Origin of the sequence: Sorangium sp. So ce327 (assembly GCF_051530205.1) — a bacterium.
GTDB lineage: Bacteria > Myxococcota_A > Polyangia > Polyangiales > Polyangiaceae > Sorangium > Sorangium cellulosum_B.
On record NZ_CP150330.1, the window covers coordinates 2,292,357 to 2,310,510 of the forward strand.

The following is an 18,154-nucleotide window of genomic DNA, read 5'->3' on the forward strand; positions in this document are numbered from 1 at the left end:
ACTGTCGTCGTTACTCCCAGACAACATCCCTGCGGAGAAGAGGCTGATGAACGTCGAGGAAGGTCGGAGCATGAGAAGAGGATTGTTCGCGGCGGCGCTCTGCGTCGCTGGGATCGGCGGATCGAGCGGGTGCGCAGACATGCCGGAGAGCGTCGACGGGGCCGAGGAGCCGGCAGGCTCGGCGGAGCAGCCGCTCGCGTGCGAGGAATGCGATGCGGCCAAGGCGGTGCCCGGCGACGGCTCTGGCGAGATCGTGGGACGGCGCGGCGGCGACTTCTACCTGCGGGGCAGGCCCTTCAAGCACGTGGGAGTGAACGCCGCCCTCCTCTACCAGCCGCGGGACCAGGTCGTGTTCACCCTGGGCGAGCTGAAGAAGGCAGGCATCAAGCACGTCCGTTTCAGCGTGCCCAACACCGCGATGGCCGGGAGCAACTGGGATCCGGTGGAGATCAAGAGCAGGCTGAGGGCCGTCCTCGACCTGGCGCTGGCGCACGACATCCGGGCCACGCTGACCCTCGGGGGGAATTTCCTGGAGAAGGTCCATCGGTGGGAGGGTCGAGATGGCCTCTCGGCGGTCTACGGCGACGAGCCGTTCTACACCCGCGAGGTGCGGCTCCCGGGGTTGACCTTGAAGGCGCTCAACGACTCCTGGATCGACTGGGCCTACGCGCGCAGCGGCGGCTACAAGGACTTCGTCTGGAACATCGTGGCGTCGTTCAAGGATCACGCTGGCGTGTTCGCGTGGGAGATCGTCAATGAAGTCAACGTGTCGGACACGAGCAACGGCTGGCTCGTCGACCGCGAGCTCGCGTTCTACAAGGAGATGGCGGCCCTCATCAAGGCGACGGACCCGAACCACCTCGTCGCGACCGGGCTCATCAGCACGCACTGGGCTGGCCTGACGACCGATCAGCAGAAGGACAGCCTCTACGGCGATCCAAACATCGATTACGTCACGGTTCACGAGTACGACGACGGCACGCCGGTCGAGGAGAATGACGACGATAACGCCGAGGACATGCACAGCGAGAAGGACGATCTCCGGCGCGCCAACGAGCGATGGAACAAACCCGTGATCATCGGGGAGTTCGGCATGTCCGGTCCGAACACCTTCGATCGGGTCAGGGCGTACTATACAAAGCACTACGCGGGAGCGGCGGCGTTCCAGGTCGACGCCATCATGGTCTTCCAGATGCAGTACAGCTGCCCCGCCGTCGGCGGCAACGACTGGGGCAGCGGCCACGGGCTCTACGGACCGTGCGAGCAGAACAAGATCCGCCCCTACATGGGCCTGTGGGGGCGCTGGGCCGGGCAGGTGGACCCCAGCGCGCCGCTGATCGTGGACAACTACTACGTGAACAACGATACGAACCGAACCCAGGTGAGCGCGCCGGGCTCGGTCTGGACCCCGTCGACCTACTCCCCGCAGCACTGGGGCACCGGCTACCAGGTCTCCACGGCCAACGGCGGCGCGACGGGCGAGAGCGATGCCTTCGAGTTCAGGTTCCACCTGCCGAGCGCCGCCTGCAAGGCCATCGACGGCTGGTGGAACGGCAACTACAGCCGCTCGAGCGCGGTGCCCTATGTCGCGCTCAACGCGTCAGGTCATAAGGTGGGCGACACCATGTACGCGAACCAGCAGATCAACAGCGACACCTGGGTCGAGGTCGGGCGGAGGTGCTTCTCCGCGGGATGGAACAAGGTCCTGATCTCCAGGTGGACCAACGCTCCTGGCTACATCATCGCAGATGCCATTCGCATCAGGGATTGACCGGCGATCGGGCGCCGACGATCACGGACCGCCAGCGCTCAGCGAAACGCGTCGGGGTCATCCCGGACCCACGCCGGCGAGCACGATCGCAGCGACGATCGAAGGCAGGTCCTGGTTCATGACCTACCCGACCGAAGGCGCTCGCGTCATCGAACGGGTCGAGGCGGGAGTGCTCCAGCCGGTCACGTTGCAGTATTCGGGGCCCGTGCCGTATGCGGTGGCCAGGGCCGCGCCGCTCGGGACCGCCGTGCCGCTGCCCATCTCGGGGTACTTGATCAGGTAGCGCCCCGCCGAGAGCCGCTGCGCGGTGAGGGTCTCCGTGATGTCGTTGCACTCGGACGTGATGCGGTGGCGCTGGAACGTGAGCGAGGGCGTGTAGCTCGTCGCCGTCGGGTTGTGCGCCCACACGAAGCCGCCGCTCTCGGTCGACGCGTCACGCATGTCGCGGATGTACCTGAGCGAGAAGCGCTAGTCCGCCGGCGCGCCGCCCGGGCCGAAGCAGCGCACCTCGACGTCCGTGTCCGTCCCCACCCGCTGCCAGCCCGCCGTCTTGCAGTACTCGGCCCCGGTCCCGTACGCCGTCACGAGCATGGAGCCGCCGTCCGAGGCCTGGCCGGCGAAACTGACGATGTAGGGGCCGTGCGGGTCCGGTTGACCGTCGACGGCGCGCCCCACTGATACGTCGGCGAGGGGGTGAACACATCAGTGCTGGGCCGGTCCACCCACACATGAGCTCCGGCGCTCGAGACCGCGGTGCTCCCCGCGAAGCGAGCATACGAGACGACGAAGGGTGAGTTCGCCGCCTGGCCAGCCGCCGTGTGGCAACGGATGTTGACCTGGAGCGCCGCCCCCGCGGTCCCCCACGACGCCACCTTGCACCGCTGGCCGTCTCCACCCGCCGCGTTCACCTGGACGTTGCCGCCGCTCCCGCTCAGGCCGTCGAACGTGGCCGTGTACACCCCGACGCCGGAGCTCGCGACGCGGATCGCGCCCCCCGGACGAGTTGAACGATCGCACCGGGACGAGCCCGGATCCGTTGTAGAAAGCCCAGCCCGCGGCGTCGCCCGAGCGGAGCGCTTCCTCGCTCGCATCAACGCTCTCGTCCGCGGGCTCCTCCGCCATGGGCTCCTCCACCGGCGCGGCGGCGCACGCCGGCGCGGCCGCCACGAGGAACAGCGCGAGGACCGACCGGGGACCACGACGGAGCGACTCGATCTTCAGATTCGTCTTCATGTGTTTCTCCAGTCGCTCGGCGCGCTGCTCCGGGCGTCGCGCGAGCTGCTGCCGCTCGCGGAGGTCGCGGCCCTGTTCGCGGACATCCTCGACGGCGTGGGCGCCGCGCACGCGAGCGGCATCGTCCACCGCGACCTCAAGCCGGAGAACGTGCTGCTCGCCGAGCAGGACGGGGAGCGGGTCGCCAAGGTCGTCGACTTCGGCCTGGCGCACCTCGACGACCCGCTCGACGCCGGGCCGACGCTCACCTCGCAGGACATGGTCGCGGGCACGCCGGAGTACATGAGCCCGGAGCAGTGCCGCTCGCTCGCGGTGGGCCCGAGCACCGATCTGTACGTCGCGCTGCTCCGGCTCGCGCCGGCGGGGCAGGGGCTCAGCGAGGCGTGCGAGATCGGGCTCGACGCGCAGGGCATCCACCTCGCCGAGGTGCCGGACGCCGCCGCGCTGGTCGATGCGGGGCTGGGCGTGGCGGTGATCGACGCCGGCGCCGACGTGGAAGGCGCGTGCGCGCTGCTGGAGGCGCTCGGCCGCGCGGCGCCCGGCGTGCGCGCCGTCGTGTGCGCGTCCGGGCTCTCCTCGGACCGGATGAACGCGCTCGTCGCGGCGGGCGCCGCGGACGTGGCGCGTTATCCGGTCGCGCCGGACGCGCTGTCTCGCAAGATCGCGCGGGTCGTGCGCCGGGGGCGCTAGCTAGCCCCTCTTCTGCGACTTGCGCGACGTGTTTACTGCGTCAGACGAACGAGCTTCACGCTATCCACGGTGACGGCCGCGGTCCCAGCGTTACCGAGGTTGAAGTCGAGGAACGCTCCGGAATCCTGCGGGACGTTCGGGAGCTCGAACGAGTAGATGACCCATTCGGGGCCCGCCGCCGCGGTCACGCGACCGTAGCTCGCCCAGTTGTTGTCGCCGTTGCCGTTGCGCCCCAGGTTCACCACGAAAGTGCGCACGTCGTCCGCCTTGGCGCGGAATGTCAGCAGGTAGCGTCCCGCCTGCGGCAAGTTGACCGTGGTGCGAGCCTGGATGTGCCACATGTCGGAGCCGGGCTGCTGCACGTTGATGCGCATCTGGCGTCCGGTGAAGTCCGCCCATGCCGAGGCGCCGTTCCAGTTGAGGACCTGCCAGCCGCTGCTGCTCTGGGTTCCCGCGAGCGCGGTGTTGGTCACATTATCGAAAGAACAATTATTGACGAGGTTGAGAGGATCTCGGCAAGCGTCGATTAGGCTGGCCTTCTCGTGGACCACGCCGCCCAGCAGGCCCGAAAAGGCGCGCCAGCCGAGCACCAGGTCATCACCTACGAGGCCGATGGGGTCGATGCCGCCGTACCCGACGCCGGAGCTGTTGACGCTTTTGTAGAAGTCGCGAATCAGACCGGTTTCGTAGGCCCACTGCCCCGACGCGGCAGCGCGCTTGTAGAGCGAAAGGCCCTCGTCTCCACCGCTGACCGTACTGGCCAACGTGTCGCCGTGAAGCGCCAAGTGCACGTGAGGGTAGGCAGTCTCCAGAGATTGGCGCGCAGAGATCGCACCGTCGGCCGCCACCCGGTAAAACGAGAGGTGCTGCTGCGGCGTAACGCCGTTGACGGGAAATGTCACGCCGGACGTGACAGCCAGGTTTCCGGAAGCCATGGCGAGACTTCGCCCGAAGGCGCCGGTCGAGAAATAGCCGCTCGTGATGGCCACCGAGCTCCAGGTGCTGTCGCTGGCATTCCTGCGGAAGATGCGGACCGAGCCGAGCTCGGCCCCGGCGGTGCCACCCTCAGACCACGGCGATCCGACCGCGACCAAGTCGCCGTCGATCGCGACCGCAGCGCCGGTGAAGCGCTCGTCCGGCTCGTCGAGCGAAAGCTCAAGGACCCACGTGTCGTTCGAGGTGTTGTAGCGGTATATCTCGAGCACGCTCTGTCGCTTGTAGCCGATCACGAGGTAGTCGTCGGACAGGGCGAGCGCGATGTCTTTGAAGCTGACGTTCGCGGGGTACGTGAGCGGGATGCGGGTGAGCGCGCGGCTGATGTTTTGTCCGTTCTCGCGTACCGCGCCGTTGCAGTTTCGCTGACCGCTGACCAGGGGGCACTCCGCCCATGAGCCGTTGTTGTTCCGGGCGATGAACACGGAGTTTGCTTGCGGAGAGTCGGAATTCGTGCCTCGCGTCGCGAATGCAAGGAAGCGATTCGAGATCGCGAGCTGGCTGCCGGCCTGGAGGTTGAACTGGGCGACCCCCGGGAACTGGTAAACGCGCTCGGGCGTGGTGCTCGTCCCGTTCATCAAGTAGACGGCGCCCTGCATCGTGCTGGGGAACGTGGGCTCTGCCTCGCCGCTGATCTTCACGTGCTCTTGAAGCGCGCCGACCAGGGTGAAGGTCCCTGCCCGTGCCATGGTTGTCCCGGCTTCGGGGTACGCAGTGTTGCCGTGCGGGGTAGGCTTACCCACGACCACGCCTGCCGACGCCTGAGCGGCGACCAGACCGACACAACCAGCGAGCACGCCAGCGAGGCTTCTAAACTTAATCTTCTTGGAAACCAACATCATGAGCCAACCTTCTCCTTTGAAACGAGGAAGCGCCGGCTCAGGGCTCGCGCACGCGGGAAGCGTGCATCGCGGCTCCGAGCTGCGTCGATCCTATCCATCACTACATCCGTCAATCGCCGCGTCGCACCGACGGGGATGAGAATAAACAAGCCCGATCCTGCAAGCCGAACCCTCCCGAGCGCACGTCCCTCTCGTGCTGATGACGGAAAGACCACGCCGCCGGGCCCTCGAGCCCCGCGCGCCCTCGCTTCACGCCGGCCACCACGCGCACTCACCCCGCGGGCGGAGCCTCGGCCTCCGCCGCTGAGCGGCCGGCGCTTCTAGAGCGGCGGTCACCCGCTTCGGATACGGGCCCATCTCGACGTTTTCGGTGCTCAGCGCACTGGAGTGCGCTTCCGCGCCGAAAACGCCGATCTGGACCCGTCTCCTGTGCGGGTGACCGCCGCTCTGCGACGCTCGTACCAGGCTCAGCTGAGAATCGCTCTAGAGCGCTTCGCAGCTCGACGGGTCGCTCCAGCCTCCTAAGCAAACCTCCCGCCAGACGCGGCCCAGATCGAGCCGCGCCCCGAGGCCGGTGGCGACCGATCCAAGCCGCGCCAGCCTCAATGCAGGCGGAAAAGTGTTCGATGCGAGCGCGGCCGTCAAGCTCTGGCGAACAAAAATTCATCGTCTGAATTTTGAGTTCAATTGTGAAGAGTTGTAAAGAGATGCCCGTTTGCGCCGAGCGTGTGACAGGCTCGTCGGGGGTGCTGCGAGCGCCTCGATTGGACATTTGTCAACTCGCGTTCACGGCCCGCGCGGCGCGATGAACGAAGGCATGCACCGATCGAGGCGAACTCGCCTGGCGTGGGAGCGGCGACGCGTCGGCCGAGCGCCGCTTGCCCGCCTCCCAGCGCGGTTCGACGGAGAGATCGAAGGACATGGTCGCGGGCACGCCGGAGTACACGAGCCCGGAGCAGTGCCGCTCGCTCGCGGTGGGCCGAGCACCTATCTGTACGCGTGCAGCTGCATCCTCACGGCGCTGTTGCAGGGAGGGCCGCCGTTCGTCGGTCTCCCTGCGGTGGTGCTCATGGCGATGCACATGTTCTCGATCCCGCCGCCGCTGCGCCGGTTGCCCGGGGCTCCGCCGGTCCCGCCGCTCCTGGAGCGGCTCCGGCTGGATCTCCTGGCGAAGCTGCCCGAGAAGCGGCCGGAGAGCGCCGCGGCCGCGCGGTCGCGGCTCGACGAGGCGATGTCGCGGGAGGCGGAGGCGCGGCGGCTGCCCGCGCGCAAGGCGGACGCGCCGCACGGCGACCGGGCGGAGCGGGCGCAGGCCTGGCCGGACGGCCGTCCGGGCTCTCCCCGGACCGGATGAACGCGCTCGTGGCGGCGGGCGCCGCGGACGTGGCGCGTTATCCGGTCGCGTCGGACGCGCTGTCTCGCAAGATCGCGCGGGCGGTGCGCCGGGGGCGCCAGTCGCCCTCGCCGCGCCGCTTTCTACTGCTTCACTCCTCACGAGGCCGATGATGAAGCGATGGACGCCCTGCGAGCGGTGATGACGTGCATTCAGCGCGAGACCGCCGGGCTCGATGTGGATCGGCGCGATGGCGGTCTCCAGGATCGGGGTGCCGTCGAGCCGGCGCTCGTCGGCGCGGGGCTTGGTCTCCGTGAACACGGAGAGCAGGCTCGGAGACGCGGCGACCCGGGGGGGCAGCTCGTTCACACGATCGGGCGCGAACGGCTCGAGCGCGGTGCGTGAAGGGCAGAGGCCAAGCCGCTCGTCAGGTTGCCCCTTTTTCTGTTCTCTTCTCGTCGGCCGCTTCGAAAAGACGAATCTGGTCGGCCTGGGCTTTCTTGAATGAGGGACGATCCGTCACACGGGTTACATAGGCCTCGGTCGCCGGCCGATCGCCGAAAGCGCGAACCTTCGGGACCCGTAGCACATCCGCCATCAGCAGGTCTGCGACGGTGAAGCGGCCGGCCGCGAGCCACTCTCGCTCGCTCAGTACCTTTTCGAGCTGGTCGAGGCGCTTGCCCATCCATCCGGCGAGTTGATTGTCCTCATCGCCGCATATTTTCAGGAACCACCACGGTACGGTGACCATCTCGATCGAGTTGAGCGCGGCGATCGTCCATTGCAATGTTTCCGCCTCTCCGGCCGGATCAGGCGGCATCAGCTTGTCGCTTTTCCGGGCCAGATGCAGCAGCCCCGCGCCGCTTTCGAATATCTCCAGCTCTCCGTCGTTCAGGAACGGAGCTTGGCCAAACGGCTGGCGCGCGAGATGATTGGTCTCGCGACCATCGAACGGGATCGTTTTGACCACGTAGATGAGGTCGGCTTCCTCACACGCCCACCTCAGCCTCAGATCACGCACAAAACCACGGGGGCCTTCAGGCACCCAGTCGTAGGTCCAGATGATCAGTTCGCTCATCGCAGCAAGCCTTTCCTGGTTCGGTCGGCTGGGAGTCACCCTCAACGTGGTGTGAGCAGTATTGCACGGCCGAGTGAACTCGTTGGATCTGTTGGTTTCTATAGGCGGATCAGTGGATCGTACTTTTTGTACGTTGTGTCAACTGCCCGGTCGTTGGCAGATTGGCAGAAAATTCTTGACAGGTCGGAATGGCTTTGCGCCGGCTACCCTCGCACAGCTCGCATCCCCTTCTGCTTCATGTCCCACGAGGCATCTTGGGAGAACGAATAGGCGTTTGCGGAGCTGCGCCGGGACCTCGCCGCCGCTGCTGCTCAGGCGCAGTCCGGCAAACGCCTGTCTCACCGGACGTTGGCACAGAGGGGCGTGAGCGCGAGCTTCAGCGCCTGGCACGTCGTTTGCTATTGGGTTCGCACAGGTGAGGGCTCGCGCGCGCAGGCGATCGTGCCTCGCGCTCGCGACGAGAGGAGCGAGCAACGCGATGAATCGGCGGATCGCAACGTGGTGGTGCGTCGTGGTGTGTTCGATCGGGGTTTTGACGGCGCGCGGGGCGCGCGCAGAGGAATCCGCGCGCGCTGCGCCGCGAGAGGAGGCGGCGCCGCGCGACGAACCCGATCGCGCGCACCAGGCCGCCGCCGCATTTTGCGGTCAGGTAACCGAAGAATGCGCTTGCCAGGCCGATCTGTGAGGGCATCATGGCCACCTGATCCCCCGGATTCGCCCCGGGGGCCGCAAGCATGCCTTCGCAGACCCTCTCGACCAAGCTCGCCCCGCCGGCCGGTGAGCAGCCGAAGGCACGAGCCATGGAGCCCTGGCTCTTCCCGGTGTTCTTCCTCTCGGGCTCGGCAGCGCTGGTGTATCAGGTCGTCTGGCAGCGCGCGCTCTACGCGATCCATGGCGTCGACATCCTGTCGGTCACGATCGTCGTCACCGCGTTCATGCTCGGTCTCGGCCTCGGGAGCCTCGCGGGTGGGGCGCTTTCGCGCCGGTACCCGCAAGCTGCGGTGACGCTGTTTGCGCTCTCCGAGCTCGGGATAGGCCTCTACGGCGCCCTCAGCCTTCACCTCTTCGCCCTCATCGCAGAGGTCACGCACGGCATGGGCCATGTCGCGACGGGTGGGGCGGCCTTCCTGCTCGTGGCGCTCCCGGTCATGCTGATGGGAGCCACACTTCCCCTCCTGGTCGCGCACGCCACGTCGCGATCGGGCAACGTCGGTCGCTCGCTAGGTAACCTGTACTTCACCAACACGCTGGGCGCTGCGTTCGGTGCCTTTCTGGCGGCGCGCTACCTGCTGGGCGGGCTGGGCCTCCGGGCCACAGCGGAGGTCGCCGCGGCGCTCAACGTATTTCTCGGTGTGCTCGTGATGGTTCTGCGCCGGGGGCGTCGCGGCGAGCCATGAGGCTCCTCGTTGCCGTCCTCGTCGCCACGCTCGGCGGTTATCTCGCGCTCTCGCACGAGGTCCTCTGGGTCCGGGTCTACGGCTTCACGACCGAAGGCGCTCCGGACGCCTTCGGCTTTCTGCTCGCGGCCTACCTCGCCGGTCTGGCCGGCGGATCGCTCCTCGCCGGTCGCTACTGCCGGAGCGCGGCGGCGCAGCGCTCCGGACAGCTCTACCGGGTGGGCGGGGTGATCTTCGCCGGGGCGCTCGCGGCCTTCCTCGTGGCCCCCGCCGTCGCGCACCTCGTCGGCCGCGGTGTGGAGCCGGCCTCGACGCTGCCTGTCTTCGCGCTCGCCAGCGCCTGCCTCGGCGCGGGGTTCCCGCTCCTGTGCCACTTCGGGATCCCCGCGGACGAGCTGGCCGGCGCGCGGCTTTCCTACGTCTATGTCGGCAACATCGTGGGCTCGACCCTGGGCAGCCTGGTCACCGGCCTCGTGCTGCTGGATGTCTTGACTCTGCGCGAGCTGAACGTGGCCCTCGCGATCGCTGGCGCCGCGATCGGCGTGATGCTCATGCTCTCCGCGTCGACGACGGCGCGCTCGCGCGCGTTCAGCGGCGCCATCCTGGCCGCCGCCATCGCGTCCTTCGTGGGGTCGGCGCCAACGCTCTACGGCGACCTCTACGAGAAGCTCCTTTACGGGGAGGAACACCGCGAACACGGTCGCTTCGCCCACGTCATCGAGCGTCGCGAAGGTATCGTCACGGTCTCCCGGTCGGGCGCGGTGTACGGCGGCGGATCCTACGAGGGCATCACCAACGTCAGCCCGCTGCCCGAAAAGGACGAGAACCGGGTGCTGCGGGCCTATCTGGTGTCCGCGTTCCATCCCCGGCCGCGCGACATCCTCATGATCGGCCTCGGGTCCGGCTCCTGGCTTCAGGTGCTGGCGAACGACCCCGACGTCGAGCACCTCACCGTGGTCGAGATCAACCCCGGGTTCGTCGAGGCGGCGCGGCGCGCGCCCGTCGTCGCGAGCGCGCTGGACAACCCCAAGGTGGAGCTCCTCATCGACGATGGCCGGCGCTACCTGGGGCGGACCTCGCGGCGCTTCGACGTCATCGTCGAGAACACGATCGTGTACTGGCGCTCGTATGCCTCGATGTTGCTCTCCCGAGAGATGATGGATCTGTGCCGCCGGCACCTGAAGCTGGGTGGTGCGCTCTACTACAACACCACGATGTCCACCGCGGCTCAGAAGACCGGGGCGACCGTATTCCCCCACGCCCTCCGCTACCAGAACATGCTGATCGTGAGCGACGGTCCGATTGCCATCGACCGCGCACGCTTCGAGAGGAAGCTCGACGCCTGGCGTATCGACGGCCGTCCCGTGCTGCCCGCCGGCATCGGCGCCGCGCAGCTCGATCTGCTGAAAGAACAGGACTGGCGCGGCGGGCCCACCTGGGAAGACCGGGAGTCGATCCTGCTGCGGACGCAGGACGACCCGATCATCACCGACGACAACATGGCGACCGAATGGTGGGCGTTCGGCACGTACCCCTAGTACTACAGCCGCGGTTAGGGAGCCTGGGCGCGGGCGAGCGGCCGGTCGCGGCGGCGCCGGTAGCAACAGGCGCGAGCCTGCGCGCGCTTTCGGCGTCGCCACCTCGACCATGCCCAGCGGAACTCGGGCGAATGGGCGGGCAGCGGAAGCACCAGCTCCATCAGGCGGCGGACTTCGGGAATGCTCCAGGGCGCCAGCGTCGGCGGACCGTCGCTTTCTTCGGGCGCCGCGGGCTTTTTTTCCCCGACGTGTCAAGCGCCGTCCGCTGCATGCGCTCGGCGTTCTTCCCCGGCCCCGGGCGCGCTGCTTTGGGCACGAGGTCGGGGTTCATCGCCGGGGCGTACGGGAAGGTGCCCTCCGCGGGAAGCTTCGCGCGCACAAAAGCCAACCACGCCAGGGCCATCATTCCCAACGTGATGTACCGATGCCAGCTCGGCCACGAGCGGACCTCGTAATGGTCGAGGCCGACGTCATCCTTCGCCTCCTCGAAGCACTGCTCGATCGTGTAGCGCGTGGAAGCCACGTGCGCGAGCGTTACCAGCGATGTGTCGGCTCCGGCGTTAGACAGGTAGTAGGCCACTTCCGACGGCTTCGAGATAGAGCGGCGAGCCAGGAGCCAGACATCGTCGGCCGGCAAGCGCCGGCGGCTGTCGACGACGCGTGCGCCGGCCCAGTCGTACTCGATCGGTCCCTTCTCGCCTTGATGGACCGCAAGGCGATGCCATTGCTTCGGCGACCACTGCGCCGCCACTTTTGCCACGGTGGAGGCGTGCGGCGCGCCCGGAGCAAGACGAGTGCGCGTGCGGAGCGGACCACGACGGTGTTCGCGTTCGGTCGGGGGTTCCGCGACCGCGGGTCGCTGGGGCCATACCGGCGTGCTCGAGAGGACCGCGAGAACATACCGATGGCCCTGCGCGGCGATGCCGTCGCGAAGCACGGGGTCGTCCCCGTAGACTTCATCGCCAGTGACCCACGCCATCGGTACACCACGCTGCCAGGCGCCATGCAGCATCTGCATCGCCAGCTGCGGCTTGGTCTGGAACGCGACATCCTTCGCAACGTGAGCGTCCTGCCTCCGCGCCGGATCGCTGCACCACGCTTCTGGCAAGTAAAGACGACGATCCAGAATCACATGTCCACGTGGGCTGGTGTAGCTGAGGAACACACCGATCTGGCAGTTCTCGATCTTGCCTGCCGTCCCGCTGTATTGCCGCTGCACACCGACAGATTTCGTGCCTTTCTTGAGGAAGCCCGTTTCATCCAGTACGCCGATGCCTTGCGGATCGCCGAACTGCTCGATCGTGAAGTCCAGCAGGAGATCGCGCGCCGCATCCGCGTTCCAGTCCGCACTGTACAGCAGCCGCTGCACGCGATCGGGCGTGCGGTCCCCGATGGCCTCGGCCAACTGCCAACCGTTCCGCCGCGCCGCCGGCCCCATCAGCGAGCGCACGTACTTGATCGCCTGCTCGCGTGGCTCGCTGCGCGCGAACAGCGCCGCGAATCGCGCGTGAAATGCCTCAAAATCTGCTGCCATCGCGTCCCACGCCAACGCGGCTGGCAGCTCGCTCGCCCCCGGATCCATGGGCGGATCCTGGGTCCAACCTGATCGATGTCGAGGTGCGGCTGTAGTACTAGTACTACAGCCGCGGTTAGGGAGCCTGGGCGCGGGCGAGCGGCCGGTCGCGGCGGCGCCGGTAGCAACAGGCGCGAGCCTGCGCGCGCTTTCGGCGTCGCCACCTCGACCATGCCCAGCGGAACTCGGGCGAATGGGCGGGCAGCGGAAGCACCAGCTCCATCAGGCGGCGGACTTCGGGAATGCTCCAGGGCGCCAGCGTCGGCGGACCGTCGCTTTCTTCGGGCGCCGCGGGCTTTTTTTCCCCGACGTGTCAAGCGCCGTCCGCTGCATGCGCTCGGCGTTCTTCCCCGGCCCCGGGCGCGCTGCTTTGGGCACGAGGTCGGGGTTCATCGCCGGGGCGTACGGGAAGGTGCCCTCCGCGGGAAGCTTCGCGCGCACAAAAGCCAACCACGCCAGGGCCATCATTCCCAACGTGATGTACCGATGCCAGCTCGGCCACGAGCGGACCTCGTAATGGTCGAGGCCGACGTCATCCTTCGCCTCCTCGAAGCACTGCTCGATCGTGTAGCGCGTGGAAGCCACGTGCGCGAGCGTTACCAGCGATGTGTCGGCTCCGGCGTTAGACAGGTAGTAGGCCACTTCCGACGGCTTCGAGATAGAGCGGCGAGCCAGGAGCCAGACATCGTCGGCCGGCAAGCGCCGGCGGCTGTCGACGACGCGTGCGCCGGCCCAGTCGTACTCGATCGGTCCCTTCTCGCCTTGATGGACCGCAAGGCGATGCCATTGCTTCGGCGACCACTGCGCCGCCACTTTTGCCACGGTGGAGGCGTGCGGCGCGCCCGGAGCAAGACGAGTGCGCGTGCGGAGCGGACCACGACGGTGTTCGCGTTCGGTCGGGGGTTCCGCGACCGCGGGTCGCTGGGGCCATACCGGCGTGCTCGAGAGGACCGCGAGAACATACCGATGGCCCTGCGCGGCGATGCCGTCGCGAAGCACGGGGTCGTCCCCGTAGACTTCATCGCCAGTGACCCACGCCATCGGTACACCACGCTGCCAGGCGCCATGCAGCATCTGCATCGCCAGCTGCGGCTTGGTCTGGTGAGCGTGCTCGCGAAGTTTGAGGGGGTGCCGAGCACGAAGATTGAGGGACGCGCGGCGTCATGGCCGTCACGGCCTTGGGCATGGCCGGGCCGCAACGCCGGGATGGTCACGAGCACGAAGTTTGAGGGCCTTTGAGCGCGAAGATCGAGGGACGCGGCGTGATGAGCCGAGCGCGGGCGAGGGCGTCTCAAAACGGGATGTCGTCGCCGGGCCGCTCGTCGCCGAGCGCCCGCGAGTGATCCGCGGGGAGGAAGGCGCGGTAGCCGTCGAGCGCGGCGTGGAGCTCGCGGACGGCCTCGAAGATGCGGCGGGCCGCGCGCAGGCCCGGAGTGCGGGGCGCGGGCTCCTCGGGGGGCGCGAGTAGATCGGGGTGCTGCGCGAGCAGGACCTGGATGAGAAAAAGCAACGTGGCGTCGAGCAGCGCGAGGGGCTCGGGGATCGGCAGCGTGACGTTGGCGGTGCGTGGCATGGGCGCCTCCTGGTTCACCGTTTGCGGTTCGCGGACTTGGGCTTCGGGGCCGCGCCGAAGATCTCGAGAAAGAGCTTCTCGTCGAGCCGCGGCAGCTCGCGCTCGGCGGCGGCGGCGAGAAGCTCGTCGGCGAGGTTCATGAGCACGCGGTAGTTTCCGGCGGAGTGGTCGGCGAGCGTGGCCTTGAGCTCCGCGGTCATCAAGGAGGGGTTGCCGGCGGCGGCGAGCACGTGGTCGAGACACGCGAGCAGCTCGTCGCGAGAGGCGTAGTCGAGGACGAGTCGGCGGCGGATGCGCGAGCCGAGCGGCAAGAGCTCGGCAGTGCGGAGACGCTCGGGGAGACGGGAGTCACCGGCGAAGACCACGCAGAGCAGTTGCCTCGAATCGAAGTCCTTGCTGGAGAGGATGCGCAGCTCGTTGAGCACGGGCGTGCTCGCCTCCTGCGCCTCATCGAGGATCAGCACGGGTCGCCGAAGTGTCGTGGCGAAGTGCTCGGCCCAGCGCGAGCGAAGCGCCTTGAAGCCTGCCCAGCGGTTGCTGGACGAGAGCGGGACCCCGAAGAGATCACCGAGCTCGCGGTAGAAGTCGCCGGCCCTGCTCTGAGGATGCTCGATGGTGCCGACCACCACGTCGGTCAGGGCGCCGAGCCGCGCAGCGAGCAGGCGTAACGCGATGCTCTTGCCTGTTCCGGGATCGCCGGTGAGCATGGCGAAGCCGCCGTGGGCCAAACCGAGCTCGACGCGACGAAGGAAGGCGTCGACGGGCGGCGAGACGTAGAGGGCCTCCGCGGGCACATCGGCGCGGAAGGGAATGTACTTCAAACTGTAGAGAGACAGGAGTCGACTCATCATGGTCAATCGTCCTCCGTGTTCTTGGGCAGGTAGGCGGGCGGCAGGCCCGTGGCCGCGTATTCGGCCATCAGCTGGCGCAGGAGCGGCGCGATTCCGGGGGGCTTCCTCGACGGAGCCAGCGGCGCGGTGATCTCGGTGAGCGCGCGACGCGCCCGGTCCGCGTTCCGCTCCTTGTCGAGCGGAAAGAGCGTGGCGAGGTGCGCGCCCGAGCGCGGGTCGACGAGCTCTGCGCTGGAGAGATCCCAGCGCGCGACACGAATCCGGGGACGTTCGAGCACTCGGTAGGCCGAGGGGACCTCGAAGCGCACGCCCTCGATCGTGACCGTCCCGTCGCTCCGGCGCTGGTGGCGCGAGATCTCCATGCGGAAGGCCCGGCGCAGCGCCTCGGAGTCTGGACTCGGGCGGCTCACGTCTGGGCCTTCGAGGTAGCGATCGAGCGGAGTCTTTTTGAGCTCGCTGTGGACGGTACGGTGATACTCCTGCTCGACCCACGCCTGGGTCGCGGTGTTGAGCAAGTCGAGCGTGAGGCTCGGTTCGCCCTCGAGCATCGGCATGAGCCGCCCTTCGACGAGCGTCCAGAAGTGCTCTTGCTTGCCGTTCTGATGCGGGCTATTTGGCAGTGTGAGATATTGCGCGATGCCGAGCCGCTCGAGCCCCTCCCGCATCTCGGCGGCCTTCATGGCACCTCCACGATCGCTGTAGGCGCCGCGCGGCAGCCCCCGCTTCTGGATCCCCTGGCTGAAGCCGTGCACGAGGTTCTCGGTGCTCTCGCAGTCGAGGTACCACTGCGCGTGGCAGCACACTCGCGAGCAGTCGTCGAGCAGGCCGAAGAGATAGGGTGTCTTCAGCTCCCCGCTGGCCGTGATGACCTTTCGCTTCCCCTCGTGGAAGTCGTAGTGCCAGAGCGCGTTGACATAGGCCAGCTCGTACGAGCGCGTCTCGCGCGGCACGATCTCCGATTCGACCGCCCTGCCTTGGCGCCTCCTCTGGATGCGATACATGCCGTGGGCCTTCATGAAACGGCGCACTGTCGTATAGCTGGGCACCGGGTCGAGCGCGGGGGTTGTCTTTGCGAGCGCGACGAGGTTGTCGTGGTGGAGCTGCCAGGTCCAGCGCGGGTGATCGCGATACTGACGCTCGATCGCGGACGCGACCGCCGTCGTGATTCTCGGCTGCGAGCCGGCGTGCTTCGGGACCTTGCGCGCGAGCACGCTGATCGGGTCATCCGCGCTGCGTGCCGCGTAGTACATGCGCTCGATGGTCTTGGGCGAGAGCCGGATCACCGAGCCCTTGGTCGGGTGTCGCCAGGACTTCGCGGCGAGCTCGGCGATCCGACTCGCGAGCTCGCCGGGCTCCGGCGGAGAGGCGAGCAAGTGGCTGATGATGGAGAAGCGCATCCGCGCCCAGCGCAAGCGCATGGGCGCCTCGTCGTCGTGGCTCATCGATTCCTCCTCCGGATCGAAAGGCGCAGACGGGCCCTTGGCGGGCGCGTGCGCGTCCGGTGCTCGTGGCTCATGAGGTCTCCTGCGCGGTCGGCGAACGGACCTACCGGGCGGGGAAACCCTATCTCACCGCAGAATCCACGCCGAATGACATCTTCTGCGTGGCGCCGTGGTCATGCGATGTCCCTCAAAAAACGTGATCCATCGAGGACCGAGCCCGTCGTGAGCGGCGCGAGCAGGTGGAGCATCGTGCGCATCTGCTCGTCGGCCGTGCCGGGGAGCCGCTCGATGATTGACCTTGGGATCCCGCCTACATCGACGCCGACGAGCCGGACGCGGATCGCGAGCAGTACCTCCTTCGCGAGGAAAGGGCCACGCCACCAAGCGAGCCATCGGCGCGTCGTCCTCCGCGGGACGCCGGTCGCCTGCGCGCCGGCGGCGCCGAGCGCCTGTGCGACAAGGCTCGCCACGATCACAACGACGCCGAGGTACACACGCCGGCCGAGGAATCGAAGCGACGGGGGCGTAGCGCGCCTCCGGCACCCCTCGCGGCCGCAGCAGAGGCTGAAGCGGACGAGGAACGCCTCGCCCTCCGGCGCGATGAGCGCGCCCCGCGGCTTGCGGGCGAAGTTGCCCACGTGCAGCGGGCCCCCGCACGCCGGGCACCGGCTCGCCGCCACCTGTCGCGCGATCGCCCGGTCCAGGGCCTCCAACGTCGCGAAGAACTCGCCCTTGAGCGTGAATTGGTCGAACATGGGCTCCTCCGTTTCTGGCAACTCGGAGGCGAGCCCCCTCGGAGGACTTCGACCAAGTTTTCTGAGGGGGCTTCGTTTGTCGCCCCTCAAAAAACGCGCTCAGGATGGCGCTCGGAGGCCGCCATCTTCTTGGCGCTGCTCACTGGAACGCGACATCCTTCGCAACGTGAGCGTCCTGCCTCCGCGCCGGATCGCTGCACCACGCTTCTGGCAAGTAAAGACGACGATCCAGAATCACATGTCCACGTGGGCTGGTGTAGCTGAGGAACACACCGATCTGGCAGTTCTCGATCTTGCCTGCCGTCCCGCTGTATTGCCGCTGCACACCGACAGATTTCGTGCCTTTCTTGAGGAAGCCCGTTTCATCCAGTACGCCGATGCCTTGCGGATCGCCGAACTGCTCGATCGTGAAGTCCAGCAGGAGATCGCGCGCCGCATCCGCGTTCCAGTCCGCACTGTACAGCAGCCGCTGCACGCGATCGGGCGTGCGGTCCCCGATGGCCTCGGCCAACTGCCAACCGTTCCGCCGCGCCGCCGGCCCCATCAGCGAGCGCACGTACTTGATCGCCTGCTCGCGTGGCTCGCTGCGCGCGAACAGCGCCGCGAATCGCGCGTGAAATGCCTCAAAATCTGCTGCCATCGCGTCCCACGCCAACGCGGCTGGCAGCTCGCTCGCCCCCGGATCCATGGGCGGATCCTGGGTCCAACCTGATCGATGTCGAGGTGCGGCTGTAGTACTAGAGGACCGACGATGAGGCAGCCCTGAGGTCAAGGGCTTTAGCGCTCTCTTTCCGCGGCTGGCCGGCTTCGGCTCGGCAGCGGTAGCACTCGGTGTCGTCAGTGCAGGTCGTTTCGGCATGGACGTCTCCCTTCGCCTTGGCGGGCGTCGTTGCGGTTGGGCTGGAGCGTCGCGTCGCGTCCGCAGGAGCGAGCTGTGGCTCAATCGACGATCCGCATTCTCAGGCCGGCAGTCGCCTTGGTGGCCTGGATGCACGCTGGGGTCCGAAACGGGATCGTGGAGGCGCAATCTATCAGACGGCGTGTTCGACCCAGAGGCGGAGCGCCCTCGGTCCTCCCGCGCTCAT

General features: G+C 67.7%; 15 protein-coding genes and 1 pseudogene. 5 read left to right on the forward strand and 11 right to left on the reverse strand.

What is annotated here, in order from left to right:
- Nucleotides 1–70 precede the first annotated feature (70 nt).
- The gene (locus WME95_RS08615) at nt 71–1,771 is read left to right on the forward strand and encodes a cellulase family glycosylhydrolase (RefSeq protein WP_437907938.1); all 1,701 of its coding nucleotides are present in this window, start codon (nt 71–73) and stop codon (nt 1,769–1,771) included.
- 123 nt (nt 1,772–1,894) lie between these two features.
- On the opposite strand, the gene WME95_RS08620 is transcribed toward WME95_RS08615, so the two are convergent.
- Together WME95_RS08620 and WME95_RS08625 are read right to left on the reverse strand one after the other, a co-directional pair.
- Nucleotides 1,895–2,212 carry a hypothetical protein gene (locus WME95_RS08620; RefSeq protein ID WP_437907939.1) on the reverse strand — a complete coding sequence of 106 codons (318 nt, stop codon included), beginning with the start codon at nt 2,210–2,212 and terminating at the stop codon, nt 1,895–1,897.
- 27 nt (nt 2,213–2,239) lie between these two features.
- Nucleotides 2,240–2,446: a hypothetical protein gene (locus WME95_RS08625; protein ID WP_437907940.1), complete on the reverse strand. Its 207-nt coding sequence runs from the start codon at nt 2,444–2,446 to the stop codon at nt 2,240–2,242.
- A gap of 153 nt (nt 2,447–2,599) precedes the next feature.
- On the opposite strand from WME95_RS08625, the gene WME95_RS08630 reads away from it, so the two are divergent.
- A complete protein-coding gene (locus tag WME95_RS08630; protein ID WP_437907941.1) occupies nt 2,600–3,694 on the forward strand; it encodes a protein kinase domain-containing protein in 1,095 nt (364 codons plus the stop codon).
- A gap of 32 nt (nt 3,695–3,726) precedes the next feature.
- Here WME95_RS08630 and WME95_RS08635 read toward each other — a convergent pair whose 3' ends face one another.
- Complete coding sequence (locus tag WME95_RS08635; RefSeq protein WP_437907942.1) at nt 3,727–5,529, reverse strand: carbohydrate binding domain-containing protein; 1,803 nt, start codon at nt 5,527–5,529, stop codon at nt 3,727–3,729.
- 958 nt (nt 5,530–6,487) lie between these two features.
- On the opposite strand from WME95_RS08635, the gene WME95_RS08640 reads away from it, so the two are divergent.
- Entirely contained in the window at nt 6,488–6,883 is a 396-nt protein-coding gene (locus tag WME95_RS08640) for a hypothetical protein (RefSeq protein ID WP_437907943.1), read from the forward strand.
- Between the two features lie 406 nt (nt 6,884–7,289).
- Here the strand turns inward: WME95_RS08640 and WME95_RS08645 are convergent, their stop codons facing one another.
- Nucleotides 7,290–7,940, reverse strand: a complete 651-nt coding sequence (locus WME95_RS08645; RefSeq protein WP_437907944.1) for a glutathione S-transferase family protein — start codon at nt 7,938–7,940, stop codon at nt 7,290–7,292.
- 821 nt (nt 7,941–8,761) lie between these two features.
- On the opposite strand from WME95_RS08645, the gene WME95_RS08650 reads away from it, so the two are divergent.
- Entirely contained in the window at nt 8,762–9,337 is a 576-nt protein-coding gene (locus WME95_RS08650; protein ID WP_437907945.1) for a fused MFS/spermidine synthase, read from the forward strand.
- A complete protein-coding gene (locus WME95_RS08655; RefSeq protein WP_437907946.1) occupies nt 9,334–10,875 on the forward strand; it encodes a hypothetical protein in 1,542 nt (513 codons plus the stop codon). Before WME95_RS08650 ends, WME95_RS08655 begins: the two co-directional genes overlap by 4 nt.
- Before the next feature lie 160 nt (nt 10,876–11,035).
- On the opposite strand, the gene WME95_RS08660 is transcribed toward WME95_RS08655, so the two are convergent.
- The 7 genes and pseudogenes from WME95_RS08660 to WME95_RS08690 all read right to left on the reverse strand — a co-directional run bounded on the left by WME95_RS08660 (nt 11,036) and on the right by WME95_RS08690 (nt 17,757).
- On the reverse strand, nt 11,036–12,457 hold the full coding sequence (locus tag WME95_RS08660; RefSeq protein WP_437907947.1) for an IS701 family transposase: 1,422 nt from the start codon (nt 12,455–12,457) through the stop codon (nt 11,036–11,038).
- Between the two features lie 213 nt (nt 12,458–12,670).
- Nucleotides 12,671–13,552 (reverse strand): annotated as a pseudogene (locus tag WME95_RS08665) (IS701 family transposase); the annotation flags it as partial.
- 187 nt (nt 13,553–13,739) lie between these two features.
- Entirely contained in the window at nt 13,740–14,021 is a 282-nt protein-coding gene (locus WME95_RS08670) for a hypothetical protein (RefSeq protein WP_437277946.1), read from the reverse strand.
- Nucleotides 14,022–14,035: 14 nt separating this feature from the next.
- Nucleotides 14,036–14,872, reverse strand: coding sequence for an ExeA family protein (locus WME95_RS08675; protein ID WP_437907949.1), 837 nt, complete (start codon nt 14,870–14,872; stop codon nt 14,036–14,038).
- 2 nt (nt 14,873–14,874) lie between these two features.
- Nucleotides 14,875–16,314 (reverse strand): IS481 family transposase, encoded by a 1,440-nt coding sequence (locus WME95_RS08680; protein ID WP_437907950.1) that lies wholly within the window; start codon nt 16,312–16,314, stop codon nt 14,875–14,877.
- A 173-nt stretch (nt 16,315–16,487) separates the two neighbouring features.
- Nucleotides 16,488–17,069 carry a hypothetical protein gene (locus WME95_RS08685; protein ID WP_437907951.1) on the reverse strand — a complete coding sequence of 194 codons (582 nt, stop codon included), beginning with the start codon at nt 17,067–17,069 and terminating at the stop codon, nt 16,488–16,490.
- Nucleotides 17,070–17,208: 139 nt separating this feature from the next.
- Nucleotides 17,209–17,757 (reverse strand): IS701 family transposase, encoded by a 549-nt coding sequence (locus tag WME95_RS08690; RefSeq protein ID WP_437907953.1) that lies wholly within the window; start codon nt 17,755–17,757, stop codon nt 17,209–17,211.
- Between the last annotated feature and the right edge of the window lie 397 nt (nt 17,758–18,154).